The sequence below is a fragment of the Sorangium sp. So ce119 genome, from assembly GCF_051524405.1.
GTDB classification, from domain to species: Bacteria; Myxococcota_A; Polyangia; order Polyangiales; family Polyangiaceae; genus Sorangium; species Sorangium cellulosum_G.
The window spans coordinates 10,886,131-10,903,837 of sequence record NZ_CP150310.1 but is presented as its reverse complement, the minus strand read 5'-3'; the positions used below and the strand labels follow the sequence as shown (position 1 = coordinate 10,903,837).

Sequence of the window (17,707 nt, the reverse complement as noted above, 5' to 3'; positions counted from 1 at the left end):
TTAGGTGTTCCGGGAAGGGCCGCTGAGGCGCCGAAAACCGGGGGGAGCCAAGGGCGCGATTTGGTAGTTCTGAGCGCCCCTCGGCGCCGCGCGCGGAGGCGACACCCAGGGGCGGGCCGCGGTCGGCGCGGCGCGTAGGATGCGACCGGCGCGCACCCGCGATCGGGCTCGCTTCACTTCAGCGGCGGCCTACCACACCTTGCACCTGCGGGAGGAACAAGCGCTCGTTCGCCCCCATGGGGGCGCACGAGAGACAGGTTCAAGGCCAGCGGCCAGAGAACGGCTGGAACCTGCTCGCCGGGAACGCGGGCGGCAGACGATTACCTCGTCGCCGCGTCCGGACCCCTGTCGCGCATCCCGATCTGCCTGTCGTGCACGCGGACCTCCCCCACCGGCTCGATCCATCCAAGCTCGGGCTGCACCAGGCTCGGCGGAGATTCGCGCCCATGGTCGTCGAGGCGGTGCGCACGCCGCCCGAGCCGAGCGACTTCACACTCGGCTCGCTCTTTCCTCGCCGCGGCTCCATCCTGGACGGTCAATCGCACCTCGACGAGGGGCAGCCGTGGCGCCCGCCGCGTGCACGCCGAACAGGCACGAATGCTTCATGAATGCCTCGATACCGGCATGGATGGGCCGATTCAGGATGAGAACAGCGCTTGACCCGCGAAGCAGCGTCGTGGCACCTCTGTGCGTCAGGGAGGTTGCGATGGCGCCAGTTCCGCGGTGTGTGCTCCGGGCGTTGATCCCGCTCTGGATGTTTCTCGCTTGCATGCTCGCGCAGGGCGGATGCCAGTGCCTCTCCGGCGGCCCGCCCCTGGAGCCGCCTCAGGGCCTCATCGCCTGCCGGACCCAGGGCGCACACGGCCCTGCGACGCCCCGCCCCGCGCCGGAGGTCGAGACCGTCGCCGCCGGCACGATTCCGGGGACGTTCTCCATCTCGAGCACCGGGGAGGCCGTGCACACGATGGAGCTGGCCACCGTGCCCTCCCGCGCGGGCATGGGACCAAGGCTCCAGCTCGTCTACCGCAGCGATGCGGGCGACGGCGTGCTCGGCGCCGGCTTCTCCATCGCAGGGCTCTCCGCGATCACGCGATGTCCGAGCAATCTCGCGCAGGACGGGGAGATCCGCGGCGTGAGGTACGACGGCGAGGACAAGCTCTGCCTCGATGGGCAGCGCCTCGTTCCGGTGGGAGAGGGGCCGGGAACCATCGAGTACCGGACGTTCCCGGATACCTTCGTCAAGGTGGTCGGGCACTACGCTCCGGAAGGCGGTGCGCCCGCCGAGGCGCTCTTCTTCGAGGCGCACCTGCCCGACGGCCGTGTCGTCGAGTACGGGCACACCGAGGGCAGCAAGCCGCTCGCGCGGGGCAGCGTCCCGCGCGCGTGGCTCGCGAACAAGGTCCGCGACGGCCGCGGCAACGCCATGACGTACGCGTACTGCGTCGCCGAGGCGGAGGACGGCCATACCGCCGAGTACGCGGTCGACGAGATCCGCTACACGAGCTTCGAGGGCACGCCGTCGCTCGAGCCTTCCCGAGCGGTGCGCTTCGTGTATGGGACGAAGGATGCGGCCACCATTCGCACCGGCTATTCGGGCGGCATGGCGCTCCAGCGCTCGCTTCGCCTGGACGAGATCCAGATGCTCGGCCCGGGCGATACCCTGGTCCGGCGCTATGGCTTCGGCTACGAGCTCAACCCGGCGACGAGCCGCACGCTCCTGACCCAGGTCGAGGAGTGCGCGAGCGACGGGGTCTGCAAGCCTCCGACACGGTTTCAGTACAGCCGCGCCTCGCCCGGGTTCAAGCGGCTCACGACGGACATCGACGAGCCGGTCTCCGAGAGGGCGAGCCCGATGGTGTTCGACCTTGACGGCGATGGGCGCGATGACCTCGTGATTCCGGACATGGTCGCGGCGCTCAGCACACCGAGGAACCCGATTACCGCGTGGCTGGCGGCGCGAAACCTCGGGCCCCGCGCCTCGCCGTCCTTTCTCGCACCGGCGGAGCTCGCCTTCCTCGAAGAGTGGCCCACGGTCGCCGATCCGGTCGGGCCCTCCGACCCGGCCACGCTTCAGCCCGAGCTCGGGACCGTCCTGGACTACGACGACGATGGGCGGATGGACGTCCTGCTCCACGACGTTTACGGTGCCGAGGTCACGTGGCATGTGCTCCTGTCCCGGCGGGACTGGACCTTCGCGCTCCATGACACGGGCATCCGCAGGCCCTTTCCGCTCAGGAGCACGCCTGCGCCGCCCAGCTTGAGCAGCCCCGGCGCGTCGATGCACCTCGCCGACCTGGACGGCGATGGCGTGCCGGATCTGATCCAGTGCGAGGACCACGCCCGCGAGGGAGAGGCACCGCTCCCGCTTTCTGCCGTGTGGACCGTCCACATCTGGCGGCCTGCACGCGGCGTGACGTCCGCGGGATTCGACCCCAGGGGCGAATCGCTCGAGCTGCTCACCGGCTATCCCTGCGATACGGAATTCCACACGCTCGACGTTGACGCCGACAGCAAGATCGATCTCATCGTGCCGTCCTTGAAGCGGTTCGGTGACGGGACGGTGCTCACCGGATCGAGCTACGACGCGATCATGCGCCGCGGCGATGAGCGCTGGGAGGTGCTCGACACCGCGCTACCTGTCGCGGGCCCCGGGGGCCGCGTGGTCTTCCTCGACGTGAACGGCGATGGCCTGCCTGATGCCGTCGAATCCGGCTTCAACCACCACCAGCTCACCACCTACGTCAACACGGGGCCGACCTTCGTGCCCTCGCCGTTCCGTACCGTCGACGCGTTCAGCTTCGGCGATCTGCTGGGTTTCCCGGACCAGGACGCGTTCTTCCGGTTCGCCGTGCCGCTCGAATTCAATGGTGATGGGCGGCAGGATCTCCTGATGCCCGTCCCTCCGGGCATGCTGCTGGGCGGCTCCGATGCGCTGCCGTCGTGGGCCGTCCTCCTGGCGACGGGCGAACGCAACGGGCCGACGTTCAGGCTCGTCAACCCGCAGGTGCCGTTCGAGGCCAGCCTCGGCGATGCCATCACCCTCGCCGATCCACGCGGGCCGCGCACCGGTGACGTCGATGGAGACGGGGCCCAGGACGTGATTCTGTCGCTCGGCGGCGTGTTCAACATCTTCCAGAGCCTCTCGGCCGATCAGGATCTGCTGGTCGCGATCTCCGATGGGATGAACGCCCGCGAGCCGTCCGAGCCAGGCTTCGTGCCCGACGTGAGCATCTCGTACGGGCACCTGACCGACGCGTCGATGGCGGCGGAGGATCAGGCGCGGGAGAGCCCGCTCTACCTCGCGCGTTCCGGCGCAGCGGACGACTGCGGTCATCCACGCCGCTGCGTCGTGGGACCTCGTCGGGTGGTCAGCGCATACGCGTTCAACAACGGTGCGGATCGACAGCGGCGCTTCGAGGTCAGCTACCGCGACGGGCGCTACCACCGGCTGGGCAGGGGATTCCTCGGGTTCGGGGAGCGGATCGTCACCGATCTGGACACGGGCGCCGCGACGCTCGATGTCTACGACCACGTCACGTACGACGACGAGTTCCAGGTCTTCCCCTTCGCTGGGCGCGTCCTGCGGACGTGGCGCTGGGCGCCGGGGTTGCCTACCCAGCCCAGGCCGGAGCAGATCGAGCTCTCATTCCTCGACGTGAAGCGGACGCTCGTCCCGACGAACGAGGGCGCGACGTACTTCACGCTACCGGCCGAGCGCCGGGTGAGGCGAGCGCAAGGGACGTATCCACCCCCGAGCGGCGAGCCGCCCTCGATCGAGACATACGTGCGGCAAGTCGAGGGCGGAGGCGGCGGCGCGGCGCTGCTGCGCGACTCGGTGTCGAAGGTGACGGAGTTCGATGACTTTGGCAACGTGCGCGCCGAGGAGGTCTCGACGAGCGGCGTCGATCTCACGTTCAACGTCGCGCGGACGTTCAAGAACGACACCGAGCGCTGGGTCCTCGGCCAGCTTGAGACGCAGGAGGAGTGCAGCGCCGCAGCAGGCATATCCCAGTGCCGGACCCTCACGCGGACCACGACGATCTACGGCGAGGTCGACACCGAGTCCACCGAGAGCGACGACGGTCTGCCCGACACGAAGCTGAAGGTCACCTACACACATGATGACTTCGGTAACATCACTGGCGTCACGGCAGAGGACGCCTTCGGCCACCGGCGGACGTCCAGCGCGGAGCTCGACGACGAGGGCTTGTTCCCCGAGAGCTACGTGAATGCGGCCGGGCACACGACGATCGTTGAGTACGACGACGCGCTCGGCGTGCTGCTCAGGCGGGTCGATCCGAATCAGCTCCTCACGGAATGGCGGGTCGACGGCTTCGGGCGCCTCGGCATCGAGAGACGCCCGGATGGCACCACGACGACGATCGCGCTCTCGCGCACCAAGGACGGTGGTCCGAACCAGGACGCCTGGCGTGTGACGGAGCGAAGCACCACGACCGGCGGCGCCGACGACACGATCGAATTCGACAGCCTCGGTCGCCCGATCCGGTGGTGGTGGCACGGGCCCGAACCGGAGGCGGCGCAGGGTTCGAGCGAGGCGAAGCGCATCATGCAGGAGATCGGGTACGATGCGCTGGGCGAGCACATCGCGCGGCGCTCGGTGCCTGTCCGCGAAGATACGCCCGAGCGCGAGAGGCTGTACGTGCGCTACGAGCACGACGCCCTGGGCCGCGAAGTGCGCACCGCGACGCCGTGGAACGCGGTCACGACGACGGAGTACGATGGCTTGCTCGTGCGCGTCACCGATCCGCTCGACGACGTGACCGTGACCGCGCAGGATCCGCTGGGGCGAGCCGAGTCCATCACCGATGCAGCCGACGGGATCACCCGTTATAGTTACGGCCCGTTCGGCATGCTGCACACGGTCACTGACCCAGGCGGCGCGGTGACGCGCATGACGCGCGATGCGTTTGGCCGCGTCCGGCAGCTCGACGACCCCGATCGGGGCACGACGCGCTCGATCCACGACGGCTTCGGCGAGCAGATGTCGTCGACCGATGCGCTCGGGCGCGAGGCCACGTGGGCCTACGATGCGCTCGGCCGACCCGACTCGCGCGTGGACCGGCACGGCGCCGAGCTCCTGACAACGAAGTGGACCTGGGACACGGCGGCGCACGGGATCGGCAAGCTCCACACGCTCGCGAGCCCGGATGGCGACAAGACGTACGGGTACACCCGCCTCGGCCAGATCGAGACGATCTCGCTCCGCATCGAGGGAGAGGGCGCTCCCCTGGAAGCCAAGCTGGGCTACGACGAACTCGGCCGTGTCGATACGGTCACGTATCCTGCGCCTTCCGGCGCGGCGTCCTTCGTCGTGGCCCACGATCACGACGCGCACGGCCACGTGCTCGCCGTGCGTGACAGCCGGACGAAGGACGCGTACTGGCGCTTGACCGACGTGGACGACGCAGGGCGCTTTCGAGAGGAGGTGTTCGGCAACGGCGCGATCACGACACGGAGCTACCACGCCGACAAGCAGCGCCTCGGACACGTGGTGACGCAGAGCGGCGCGGCCGAGGTGCAAGACCTGGACTACGGGTATGACGATCTCCTGAACCTCACGCACCGCACCGACGCGCTTCAGCGCCGAAACACGACGGAGCGCTTCCGGCACGATGCGCTCCAGCGGCTGACCTGCGCGTACTTCAGCGAGGTGGAGAGCGCGTCAGCGCCCTGCGCGGTCCGCTACGACTACGCGCCGAACGGCAATCTCACCTTCAAGTCGGACGCCGGCACGCTCGCCTACGACGATCCGTTGCACCCGCACGCCGCCACCGGCGCAGCGCTCGTCACGGGCAGCTTCGGCTACGACGCTGTCGGAAATCAGATCGCGCGCCCCGGCGGCACGGCCGTGCGCTATACGCCCTTCGACCTGCCGGAGCGCATCACGCAGGGCGCGAGCACGGTCACGTTCGGCTACGACGGCGATCAGCAGCGGATCCGCAAGACGACACCCGAGAAAGAGACGCTCTACCTCGGTGAGCTGTACGAGCGGGTCACCGATGCGGCGTCGGGTATTGTGGAGCACCGGTACCACGTGCACTCGCCGGAGCGGGTCGTGGCGATCGTCACCCGGGGAGGTGCGGATGAGGGCGCACTGTACGTGCACGTCGATCACCTCGGCTCGGTCGACGCGCTCACCGACGAGGACGGCGACGTGATTGAACGGCGGAGCTACGATCCGTTCGGGCAGCGGAGAAACCCCGTCTGGGGAGAGCCTGCGCCGGTGTCGTTCGCCAGCAAGACGGCGCAGGGGTTCACCGGGCACGAGAGCGATGACGAACTCGGGCTCGTGAACATGAAGGGCAGGATGTACGATCCCAGGATCGGGCGGTTTTTGACCACCGACCCGATCGTCTCCTTCGTGTTCTTCGGACAGAGCTGGAATCCGTACAGCTACGTGCTGAACAACCCGCTCGCGTACGTCGACCCGGGCGGCTTCCAGGAAGCGCTCCCGAGGGACGGGGCTGACTCACCGCTGTCGGCTGGCGCGGAGTTCACTTCGGACGAGCTCGGCCTACCGCCGATCGAGATCGAGCTGGTCCTCCCGCTCCCGAAGCACGGGGCGCGCTCCGAGGCCGATACAAACACCATAGCTGCCGAGACGGGCGGCGCCGTGCCGCCGATCGACGTCAGCACGACCGGGAGCGCGTCCGGGCATGTGCCGCAGCCGGTGACCACGGCTCCGATCGACTGGTCGCAGAACCCCTACGTGCAGGTGGAGGGAGGGTTCCTCGCCGGACTGCTGCTCGGGGCGGTTCCTTTCGCCGGCGTCGGGCATGGGCTGCTGGACGCCGCGGGCGTGCTGGCCCATGGGACACCGGAAGCCAGGATGGGGCTGGCCATCGGGCAGATCGTGGGAGGGCTCGCCCTCACGATCGGGGGCTTGACGGGGGAGGTCTTCGGGGGCATCACGAGCGTCACCGGCGTCGGCGCGGCGGTCGGTGTGCCTGCGATCGTCGCGTCGACCGGGCTCGTCGTGGGTGGCGTCGGCAACATCGCGGCGGGGATCCAGGGCCTGTCGCAGGCGCTGATGTCGCAAGGGTTGGGGAACAAGGGCCCGCAGAGCACCACGGCTGCCGCAGGCGAAGCAGTGAAGATTGGCGGTCGGACCCCGATCAACAGTCAATGGGCAGGAAAAGTGCACCCCTCGGGGGTTCGGTACACCAAACAAGGATTCCCCGACTTCTCACCGTTTTCAAAGGCACGCGTTGAGATCGATGGTTTGACAGGTAACTATGCCAGGGACGCAGCCATGGCGAACAAAGCCGTCGGACTTAAAGCAACACCCGAGGGCTACGTCTGGCACCACGTCGAGGATGCTCGAACCATGCTGTTGGTCCCCAGGAACATTCATCAAGCGGCCCGGCACACTGGTGGCGCAGCAATCATAAGAGGTGAGAGATGACAGTAACATTTGCAAAGGTCCAACCCCCGTGCGAACCGAGCAACATACGGGCTCTCATCAAGGCAGTGCAGGAGCCTCTTCCTGAAGACTATGTGGAGTTCCTCAAAGCACAAGATGGCGGGAGGGTAGAGCCGAATGAGTTTCCGGTTGATAACTACGGCGCCGGCGTGACGGAATTCTTCAGCGCATCACAGGTGCTGCGTGAGAAGCGTGCCCTCATGGACAGGCTGCCAAGAGATGGCTGGCCCATCGCAGATGCGGAAGGGGGAAATCTCATTCTCCTCCGCCGAGCTGGCGCGACTTGGTCCATCACCTTTTGGGATCACGAGCTCGAGAAGGAAGTTGAAGTCGCTCCGGATTTTACCCGGTTCTTGAGCCTGCTACAACCGCTAGAGGAGCCCAAGGCATCGGCGCAGGTCGTTAGCGCATGGATCGATCCGAGTTTTCTAAAGAGCCAGAGCTAAATCGGCAGCGCGGGCCCGCGCCCCGGCGGTACGCCGGGGCGCTACACGCCGTTCGACCTGCCGGACCGCATCACGCACGGTGCGATCGCCGTCACGTTCACCTAAGACGACGCGGCTATAAGGGTCCGTCTGTGGCCATGCCACCGGGGACGCCGGGCATGAACTGGCGTATCAATTCACATGTTGAATCTCATGCTGCGGCAGTGGTGCGAAAGCAAGCTCTGAACGTGGATTTCGCGCCTACCATGCCGATCCGGGGCGTGAGAAATCCGGCGAGGTAAACGGAACGCCTTGAAAGAAAGGCTCGGCGTGGCGACCCGCCCGGGTTGCTATGACCAAACGAAGACGCACGCCGAGCACCTCCAAGGTGCGCCGACGCGAGCTCGGGTTCAAGAGCAAAGGCGATGGGCGGCACCAGGAGCGAATCCGGCGGCCAGACCCTTCCAGGATTCACGTCGAGCCCTCGGAGAAGAACCTGACGGGCATCGCAGGACTTGCTCCCTTCGGCGCCTTCCTCCGGGAGCTCGGCGTCGACGCGGCCCTGAGCCGCAGGTTTTTCCGGCTGAAGACGGGCCGTTCGGTCATCTACCCAATGGCCGCACAGATGCGCCTGCTGATGGACTGCGCGCTCGCCGGCGAGGAGCGCGTCTTCGGCATCGAAGCGCTCGCCGTCGATCCGCTCTTCGTACGTCTCGCAGGCGGGGTCGTTCCGAGCATCGACACCGTCTATCGGGACCTGTGCCGCTTCGATGAGCAGGCGCTCGAAGCGCTGCACAGCATGGTCGTCGACCACGGGCTCGCCCTCGTTGCTCGCCGAAAGCACCGGTTCGTGCACATTGACGTCGATACGACCGTGGAGCCGCTCTTCGGGATGCAGGAGGGGGCGCTTCCGGGCCCGAACCCGCGCTACCACGGCCGGCCGAGCTATCACCCGATCCTGGCGCGCATCGCCGAGGCCGACGCTATCGTGGGAGCCAAACTGCGACCCGGCGATACGAGCTTCGGCGAAGCCGATGTACCGTTCGTCGAGGAGTGCATCGACCGGGCGCGCGCCGCAGCGCCAAGCGCGGTCATCTACGTGCGGATCGATGGCGCGGGCGATTGCAGCGCGCTGATGCACGCCGTCGCCGCGAGGGGATGCTTTTTCCTGACCAAGGCGCGGATGAGCCCCGATCTGGTGGGCATGGTCGCACACGCCACCGGATGGCGTACCATCGACCGGGATGCCGACGGTCGTCCTCGACGGCAGGTGGCCGAGGTGCCTTTCCGGCGCGGCGATTGGCCGGATGGGGTCCGCGTCATCGCCGTACGCACACGCGACCGGGAGAACGGCAAGCAGATCTACCTTTGGGAAGGCCTCGACTACACGGTGCAGGTCTTCTTGACCAACGAGCCGGTCGAAGCGCCGGAAGATGTAGCGGCGCGATATGACCTGCGCGCGGGCATCGAGCCGCTCATCGGCGATCTCAAGCACGGGTGGGGATGCGGTCGCGTGCCGAGCCACTGCTTCAACGCCAATCATGCCGCGCTGCTGTTGAAGCTGCTGACCGCCAACCTGATGCGCCGCTATGTGCTGGACCACGTTCCGCAGCTCGCGAGCTGGCGAACGCCGTGGCTTCGCCGCGCGCTGATCCTCGTCCCGGGAAGGTTGGCCCGGTCGAGCCGGGGCACGAAGCTGCACGTGCCGGAGCGCTCGCAGCTCGCCCGCTGGCATAATTGAGCCCGAAACCAGCCGAAACCATAGCGGGGGTAAGGGGGGCGTGTGTTTTCGTGACGCTCTGGAAGCGCATCGTTGTAATCGGCGTCGCATTCGTCAGCGGAACGCCGCTGGCGCGTCGCCGTCGGCCCACTCGTGCCCCATGGGCGCGAAATCTACGCTGAATGCGAAGAAGTTCGCGCGGCACGACGGGTACAAGCCAAAGCAGCTGTACTGGTGGCGCAGGAAGTTAGTGGACTGTTCGATAAGCGTTTTAACATAGTCCGCGGTGGCCAGTCGAAGCTGCGCACGGGCAGCAAGCCACGATCACACGGCTCCGTTCCACAACTATTTTGAAAGACTTATCAAACGGTCCCACTAGCTCCGCGGGGGGGGGTCCACACCTCGGAGCCACCTACTCGACCCAAATTCCCAAGCGACTCGCGAGGACTGTTGACGCTCAGGTTGGCTGATGGTCCGCCGAGCAGGTTGATTGATGGCAATTGCGGACGTGCTCGGCTGCGGTCAAGGAGCGCGATGGCCATCCTCGCGAGCGTGCGCCGCAGGCCGCCTCGTGATGGCTATCATAGGTCGTGGCCGCCGGCGCGGGCGAGGAGCTGCTGCGCCGGCGCGAAGGGCGCATCGGTCGTTTCGATCGGCGTCAGCTGCCGTCGGTCCCCAAGTCGCCGACGATGTGCGCCATCACCTCTCGCTCGACGAGTTTCTTCTTGCGCCGCGCCGCCTCGCGCAGCGCGGCGGTGGCCATGCGGTCGATCTCGCGCAGGCTCGATCCAGCCGCCTCGTGCAGCAGGGTGAGTGCGTCGGCGGTGAAGATCTCGCGGTCGGCGCCGGCTCGGCGCAACCGTAGCCGCACGTACTCGCCGGTGTCGTCGGGGACCATCGGACCAATCGAGAGACGCCGCTCGATTCGCGAATACAGCGAGCGGTTCTTGCGCAGCTCAAGACGGTCTTGGAGATCAGAGAGCCCTACCAGGATCAGCGACAGCAGTGAGCGGCTGTCCCATTCGTAGTTGAGCAGGATGTGAAGATGGTCAAGCGTATCCTGGTGGAGCAGGTGCGCTTCGTCCAGCAGGAAAACCGGGTGGATGCGCTCGCGGCCCAGGGTCTCGACATGGGCGCTGACGGCATACCCAGGGAAGTCGGTCGAGCGGCGGCACCCACAGCGGCGCAGATGGCGGCCACGCCATCGCTGTCAGCTGCTTCAGCCGCCGTGCTACGAGGTAGTCCGCGTTGCGGTCTGGTCACGACCCCTGCATCATCTTCCGCTGTGCCACCTGGCACGACGGCGACGAGGACACGTGCTGCCGATCGCCAACGCGAGGGTCAGGCTGGAACCACCGACGGCAGACCCGCCACGGCCGTGCGCGATGCATCCCCCGAGCGTCGCACCTTGCCCTCGTCGCGACCCGCGCGCTCACCATCGGCTCGATCCCGAACGCGCCGACCGCGCGGTCGAGCTACCACCGTCTACCGGGGGGTGGACCAGTTTTCGCGACCAGCGGCCGGTCAATTCTGGACGATGAAGCACGTGCTGAACCGCGGCGGCCTGGCCCTCCGCAGCCCCCTCGACGGCCCCTTCGGTCCGAGATTGTGAACGGACCGGTATGTGTCCGGCAACCTCCCGATGAGGCGGCCCGCGCTGTGTCACCCATGCGCGACGCCTCCGGCTGCGCGTCCGCCGCGCCTCCGGCCCTCCGGAAAGGCGGCGCCCCCCCCCCGGGTGTTAGACGGACCTCCCCTATGGCGCTGGATACCATTTGGGCCTTGCGGCGCAGAGCCGATCCGTGAGACTTTTCGTGGGGAAGATCACAGAAGGCGAGGTTCTAGACAGACCTGGTCCGGCGGTTTCGGTTGACCAATCGCCTGATGGTTAGCCGGGCAAAGAGCCATCATAAAGATCGAGGAATATTGCCATTATGAGAGCATCCAGAGAGCAACTAGCCGATCTCGTACGCTCCCACCGTGAACAGCGTAGGCTTACTCAGCAGCAGCTCGCAGAACAAGCCGGCCCTCCAGCAAACAGAAGCACTATTGCCCATATCGAGCAAGCGGTACGACTCCCAAAGCCAGCAGTCCTCGAAACCGTGTGCTCGTTCCTCGGAATCCCTAGAACCTATTGGGAGGAGTACGCAAATGAATCCTCCCTTCAACGGCTCCGGTTCGAAGAGCAACTGTCCGAACTAGTTGGTCGTCCAGTCTCCCTGGTACAGTTGACTGAGCAGTCGCGCGAGGCATGCGAACGTCTCATTTCGCAACTCCTCGACGGTCGCCTGTCTGAGAGGCAGACGCACGATCTCTTCAATTCAATACTTATTTACTATGGCCAGCACCCGGTATCGGCGTCATTCTTTGACAAGTACATTGGCCCAAGAGCATGCAGCTCCCTGGAGCTTCTTGAACAACATATTCAGGTGTATCAAAACGATGCAATTCGTCTATTTAGCACTTTTGGCGAAGCATTTTTGACTTTATCTTCTGCGTCCGACATTACGCAATACCTTTCCCCTCTCAAAGCGAGAAACCTGTCCCTTTACACGAACCGCTCAGACTGGCATCATATTGAGCAAATCCCTGACGACCGCTTGGCGGATCTCGGGTACATCTCGGCTGAACGGGTTCGACAAGAGACGAAAGAGCGGCAAGCGTTGAAGACCTTTCTTGAGCGCCTGGCAGCCAACGTGCGAAAGGACGGGCGCGCAGCGCTCGACCAAGAGAATGAGAAGACGAAGCGTCGGATGGACTCCCTGCTCAGGAGATTCAATAGCTCGATCGAAAATGGGCTCTTTTCTCCGCTTTTTCAACCGGACCCTGATGCCATCGAGCGTGAGGCTGCTCGCCTTGCGCCGAAGACGGACACCGAGATCGCTCGAATTAGTGAAACCCAAGCAATCGCCGAGCGTAACCTCAGTCATTACCTTAGCGCCGACTATCTTGACGTCTATGTGGCAACCTCGATGAGGTCAGATGCAGACTTCATCTCCGTCAACCGTTTCGCAAAGTCGCTATTTGGTCACTCACGGGTAAAGGCGCTCAATCTTCGGTACTTCAACCCGACGCAGTCGTGGATTGACGACCGCATTGCCAAAGGCCTTGTTGAGGCCCTTATGCTTCGCCGAGCTGACGTCACCATCTATATGGCCCAAAAGGCGGACTCCTTCGGAAAGGACTCGGAAGCATCTGTTGCCCTCGGCCAAGGCAAACCGGTGGTTGTGTATGTCCCAAAGCTGCACGTCCCGTCAGCGAAGATCGACTCCGAGGAATTGGCGCGCAAGTCGCGGTCAGATCGAATCGAGATACTCCGCGCAGTGGACAGCGCTCTCCTCGAGGACTTGGATGACTCGGTCGATGACGAAGCCCTACTCTCCCGAATTCTCCAGGCCCGCCTTGCAACGCTGGAAGATGGCGAATTGGTCGAAGTCTTGCGCGAGCACGCAGCGGATTTCGACTTGCTTGCCGAGGCTGATCGTGTCCCGGAGAGCAACCGCGAGGAGTATCGGCGCTGGATTGAAGACGTCGTCGCGGCGCGGACGGCAGTGGTGCCCAGCACGCTAAGGCGGCACATCGACGGGATTCTCGTAGCGGTTGCCGCACGCTTCGAACGCCGTGCGCATCTCTTTCGCGAGATCCATCCGCTAGCACTTCAGGTGATCCTAAGTACTGGTGTGCTGAACGGAATACTCGTAGTTCGCTCTGTTGAGCAGTGCGCTGTTGTCCTGGAGGCTCTCATAACCAATTCGCTCCGCATGCGCCTCGAAAAGGACGATCAGAATTATCGCCTCATCGAGGAGAACACCGGTTCAACCGTTCGGGTTATTTCTCGACATACCCTGCTTCGAAACGCTTTCGAGTCCTTCTACTTCAGCCAGGCACGGCGAGATGAGCGGAGAACCGGCTAATATGAAATTGGTGCACTTGCCGCTTGGATTGGACGAACGTTCACCCCCGTACGAGAATTGACGATGGCACTGAGTGACGCGTGCTTTGATTTCCTGGAAGCTGTAGGACGTGCTGCGCGCGACTTGGCCGAAGCCGTCCACTTCTACTCGGCACCAGATCACCCGCTGCGATACGGAGAGGAGATCGATGCCCTACGCCATGCCTGTCTAGCGGTGGCGGCTTCGCCCTATGATGCCGAGGGCGGTGCGCAACTCCTTCGGCTCGCGACGGCTGTGATGCGGTACCATGATACTCCGTCCGGCTCAACAGCGTCACCGGACCACGAAGCGAAGGCTCAGAACCTTGTCAAGCTACTCCAGTCGCGGGTAAATGTTTGGGACGTTACGGCCATTCCATCCATAGTTGAGCATGTGCTCCGTGAGACCCCATTTACAGGACGTGCTGCCATGCGTCTCAGCGCGATATTGCTTACGTTGCCAAAACCTGACGGAGATAGCATCGCTGGAGTCATCGCCGAAATCGGCTCTTCGACGGCGAAGCAAGCGCTTGGGGTTCAATCAAACTTCACCACGCTTGCCCAGCGCCAAGTGGATGTCGGCATTCTCACGATCAAGGACGAGGAGTTCGAAGCGGTACTGCAGGCGTTCCCGACCGGTTCCGATGTCTACGTCAGCCCCGCAACCCACCGCCACTACAACCTGCGGATTACAGAAGCCGCTGGCGGTGCGACCTACCGAGTGGCCATCATGCGCCAGTCGGAGCAAGGCAACGGTGAGGCTCAGAGCGCCGCACGCGACCTCATCGAGGATCTGTCTCCTCGGCTAATTCTTGTCGTCGGTATTGCTGGCGCTCTACCCAGCAAGGACTTTACCTTGGGAGATGTGGTCCTGTCTCTGCGCATCCACGACTACACTGTGGAGGCTCGGCACGAAAGTCATGATCCCACATACGCGATGGCGGGAGGCCCGGTGGGAAAAAGAATCGAACACCACGTCGCGAACCTCAGAGCGCGGTCGCAGGACATAGGCAACTGGACAGAGGGGTTGCCCGAACGACCGTCTGTCCTCGTGGAAGACGGAAACCTATACGGGCCGGCAGATTGGAACAATGACGTTCGCGAATCGCTTGAATATCATTTCACGTCCAAGGCTCGTCACCCAAAGTTCTGCTCGGGAGTCATTGCGTCAAGCGATCGCCTTATCAAAGATACTCGCATCCTGATTCCATGGCTGCAAACTGCACGCCATCTCTTGGCTGTTGAGATGGAGTCAGGAGGGGTCTATCGAGCGGCACGAGAGCGCTGTGCGATGCTTGCAATCCGCGGCATTAGCGACGTCGTCGGATTCCGGCGGAACGAGCAGTGGACGAGGTATGCCTGCGCGAGTGCCGCGGCTTTCGCCCGTGCTTATCTGCGCACGGAACCCATTGAACTGGGGGAACGTTCCCACGAAAACATGGTAGAAAATCCATTTGAAGAAACTGGATGTCGAAAAACATGAGCCGGGCACCTAGTTGTGCGGTCTGCCGCTGACGGGTTGGTTCGGGCACCCTTCGGACCTCCTCGCCGCGCCCTCGGCAGACCGCATAGCTGGGCGGCAGTGCGCCGAGCGCTCGTTCCGTAGCCCATCGGGTTTGCGTATTCGTAAGATCTTGAACTAGGATCGTAGCGTCTTTGGCAGAGAAGATTCAGTACGACCTGAAAGCGCATCAACATGGACCCGAACGACCCTCTCGCGTTCTTCGTTTCTTCGTTACAATTTCAAGGCGGCTTAGACGTCGAACTGGCCTCCGGGCAGCTGGTTCTAATCATTGGACCTAATAACGCTGGCAAGTCGACCATGCTGCGCGAATTGTTAGGTGCACTAGGGGGCTCGCTTCGCGATGGCCTCGTGTTGCGAGCCGCAAATGTAGCTAAAAACGGATCGCGAGGAGCTCTTCGTGACTGGGTAGACCCTCGTCCAGCTTACAAGCAGGAATACTCGGGTGGCCCGCGCAAAAGGGTACTTTTGGGGTGGGGTGGCCCTATCGAAGAATCCGACTTCGACACGTGGCTGAATCGCCGCCTTTCCGAACGTCTCCTGGCTCAGCTGCACACGTATGTCACATATCGAAAGCGGATGGCTGCCGTGGAATCGTGTAAGGCCTTCGATCCGCTCGACGGTGTTCCTGAGCATCCGTTTCACTTTTTGCTCAAACGTCCGGAGCTAGACGATCGGCTTGCGCGACTTGTCGCTGATGCGTTCGGGCTCAGTATTGTAATTGATCAAGCAGCGGGTTCCGAGTTTCACGGTTATTGCGTTCGCGACAGAGAGTCTGCGCCCACTCCAAATCGTGTCGATCTAAGATATCTTGAGTGGCTTCGCAGCCATCCACGGCTAGCGGGACAGGGTGATGGGCTCAAATCTTACGTCGGGTGTCTGCTTGAAGTACTGACCACTAAGCCATTTGTAACTATCGTTGATGAGCCTGAAGTGTTCCTTCACCCGCCTCAGGCTCGATTGCTTGGCCGGACGCTGGCCGGCGAACGCGAGAGGGGTCAACAGCTGTTCGTTGCAACTCATAGTGCTGATTTTCTTAGAGGGGCCCTTGAGGCTAAGCCCGATTCCGTGCGTGTTATTCGGCTGTCTAGAGGAGACGATGGCCCCGAGGCTGCGAGTGTGTCCCCTGAACGAGTCGCTGAATTATGGAATGATCCTACGCTTCAATATTCAAATGTATTAGATGCGTTGTTTCACGATGCAGTGGTGATCTGCGAAGCTGACGCAGACTGTCGTTTTTACCAGTGGGTCTCTAGCCCTAGCACGACCAAGACAAGCGATGTGATGTTCTTGCCCACCGGAGGCAAGGCCAGGGTTGCAAATGTAATGGCGTCACTGCGCGCATTGGGGGTTCCGTGTGCGGCGATTCTTGACGCTGATGCGATTCGGGACACTCAGACGCTTTCATCGCTCGTGAAGGCGGCCGGCGGTGACTGGAAAGCTTTGTTTCCTCTCTGGCGGGAGATTAATGATGCGTCTGTTCGACTCGGCACTACAGTTACCAAGGACGATCTGCTTGCACAGATAAAGAAACTATTCGCGGAATATGATAACAAGTTTGTCACGGATACTCTCGTTGATCGAGTTAGGCAGTTGGCGCGAATCGAGTCCGGCTGGTCGCTCTTGAAGAGATCTGGGCTTGCGGCACTTCCGGGGGGTGCCGCGTCGAATGCCGCAAATGAACTTTTCTCTAAACTCGCACAGCTCAACATATTTGTCGTTCCTGTAGGTGAGTTGGAGGGTTTTGCTCGATCAGTCCCTGGCCACGGTCCAGGGTGGGTGGTGGCAGTGATGGAGCGATATGCACCTGACGCGGATGAGCTCGCCGAAGCGCGCAAATTCGTTAGCCGTGCGCTGAGTGGCATCTTTCGGAAGCCCATGTCTTCTACAGGTTCTCGGAACTCTGTTCAGAGCCGTAGCCTACGATTGGTGAATCGCTCCCGCGAGCTGGTTAGGGCTCTTCGCGACAAGGTGACGTTTTCAACGGCAGTGCTGCTTAGTATAGTGGCATGGCTTGTTTGGGCGGCGTTTATGTTCGGATATCGGGCGGGCCAGGCATCCGGCCATCCGGCCGCACCGCAGAGCGCCGCGACGGGCTCGGAGAGTACACCACTGCAGCCGTCGGCGAATTCGCCACGGTAGGGCGATGGTCGCGTGTGATCGCGTAGACCGGCAAGCCTGCGGCCCAACCAGCGGCAGCAGCCAACCCCGCTCTGCGGCGCGGCTGTGCCGCAGGGCATCGTTAGCGGACCGCATCGACGTGGCTCGGCCTCTGCGGAGCTCCGCATCTGTCTTATCCGGGCGCCTCGTCAATGCGGCCTGCTACCGTCGGCGCGACCTTGCGCGCCCCTCCGGTGCTGGCGCTATGCCGAACAGCCGACCGATCACCTCGTGAACGACCCGAGCCGTAACGTGGTCCCCGAGGGCGACGGCGCAGCTGAGCGCGTTGGCGAGCGCTGCGAGCACGACGGCGCGAGGCGATGGGTCGGCCGGTGCGAGCTCCCCGGATCCCGAGCTCGCCGGTTGGGCCCGCGTTGGGCCCACGCCTTCTGAGGGGCTGCGCTCCGTCGCCACGCCCCTCCCAAAACCCGGCGGATCCCACGGATCGCCCCGGTTCGCCACCGCAAATTCGTCCTTGGGCCTCGTCGCTGGTGCGGAGGAGCGG

General features: G+C 63.8%; 7 protein-coding genes and 1 pseudogene. 6 read left to right on the top strand and 2 right to left on the bottom strand.

Going from position 1 to position 17,707, the window contains the following annotated elements; genetic code table 11:
* Positions 1-706 precede the first annotated feature (706 nt).
* The 3 genes from WME76_RS41200 to WME76_RS41190 all read left to right on the top strand — a co-directional run bounded on the left by WME76_RS41200 (position 707) and on the right by WME76_RS41190 (position 9,610).
* Entirely contained in the window at positions 707-7,426 is a 6,720-nt protein-coding gene (locus WME76_RS41200; protein WP_437957631.1) for an RHS repeat-associated core domain-containing protein, read from the top strand.
* Entirely contained in the window at positions 7,423-7,890 is a 468-nt protein-coding gene (locus WME76_RS41195) for an SMI1/KNR4 family protein (RefSeq protein ID WP_437957630.1), read from the top strand. Before WME76_RS41200 ends, WME76_RS41195 begins: the two co-directional genes overlap by 4 nt.
* A 331-nt stretch (positions 7,891-8,221) precedes the next feature.
* Positions 8,222-9,610, top strand: a complete 1,389-nt coding sequence (locus WME76_RS41190) for an IS1380 family transposase (protein WP_437955192.1) — start codon at positions 8,222-8,224, stop codon at positions 9,608-9,610.
* Between the two features lie 637 nt (positions 9,611-10,247).
* Here WME76_RS41190 and WME76_RS41185 read toward each other — a convergent pair.
* On the bottom strand, positions 10,248-10,487 hold the full coding sequence (locus WME76_RS41185) for a hypothetical protein (protein ID WP_437957629.1): 240 nt from the start codon (positions 10,485-10,487) through the stop codon (positions 10,248-10,250).
* A gap of 72 nt (positions 10,488-10,559) precedes the next feature.
* Positions 10,560-10,778 (bottom strand): annotated as a pseudogene (locus WME76_RS41180) (AAA family ATPase); the annotation flags it as partial.
* A 745-nt stretch (positions 10,779-11,523) separates the two neighbouring features.
* Between WME76_RS41180 and WME76_RS41175 the strand changes: the two are divergent.
* From WME76_RS41175 to WME76_RS41165, 3 genes are all read left to right on the top strand, one after another.
* Positions 11,524-13,503 (top strand): helix-turn-helix domain-containing protein, encoded by a 1,980-nt coding sequence (locus WME76_RS41175; protein ID WP_437957628.1) that lies wholly within the window; start codon positions 11,524-11,526, stop codon positions 13,501-13,503.
* 63 nt (positions 13,504-13,566) lie between these two features.
* Positions 13,567-15,003, top strand: coding sequence for a phosphorylase family protein (locus tag WME76_RS41170; RefSeq protein ID WP_437957627.1), 1,437 nt, complete (start codon positions 13,567-13,569; stop codon positions 15,001-15,003).
* A 213-nt stretch (positions 15,004-15,216) separates the two neighbouring features.
* The gene (locus tag WME76_RS41165) at positions 15,217-17,184 is read left to right on the top strand and encodes an ATP-dependent nuclease (RefSeq protein WP_437957626.1); all 1,968 of its coding nucleotides are present in this window, start codon (positions 15,217-15,219) and stop codon (positions 17,182-17,184) included.
* Positions 17,185-17,707: the final 523 nt, after the last annotated feature.

Coding starts and splice junctions, on each gene's coding strand:
- WME76_RS41190 (WP_437955192.1), top strand. CDS start 8,222: ATGACCAAACGAAGACGCACGCCGAGCACCTCCAAGGTGCGCCGACGC.
- WME76_RS41170 (WP_437957627.1), top strand. CDS start 13,567: ATGGCACTGAGTGACGCGTGCTTTGATTTCCTGGAAGCTGTAGGACGT.
- WME76_RS41185 (WP_437957629.1), bottom strand. CDS start 10,487: ATGGTCCCCGACGACACCGGCGAGTACGTGCGGCTACGGTTGCGCCGA.
- WME76_RS41195 (WP_437957630.1), top strand. CDS start 7,423: ATGACAGTAACATTTGCAAAGGTCCAACCCCCGTGCGAACCGAGCAAC.
- WME76_RS41165 (WP_437957626.1), top strand. CDS start 15,217: ATGGACCCGAACGACCCTCTCGCGTTCTTCGTTTCTTCGTTACAATTT.
- WME76_RS41175 (WP_437957628.1), top strand. CDS start 11,524: ATGAGAGCATCCAGAGAGCAACTAGCCGATCTCGTACGCTCCCACCGT.
- WME76_RS41200 (WP_437957631.1), top strand. CDS start 707: ATGGCGCCAGTTCCGCGGTGTGTGCTCCGGGCGTTGATCCCGCTCTGG.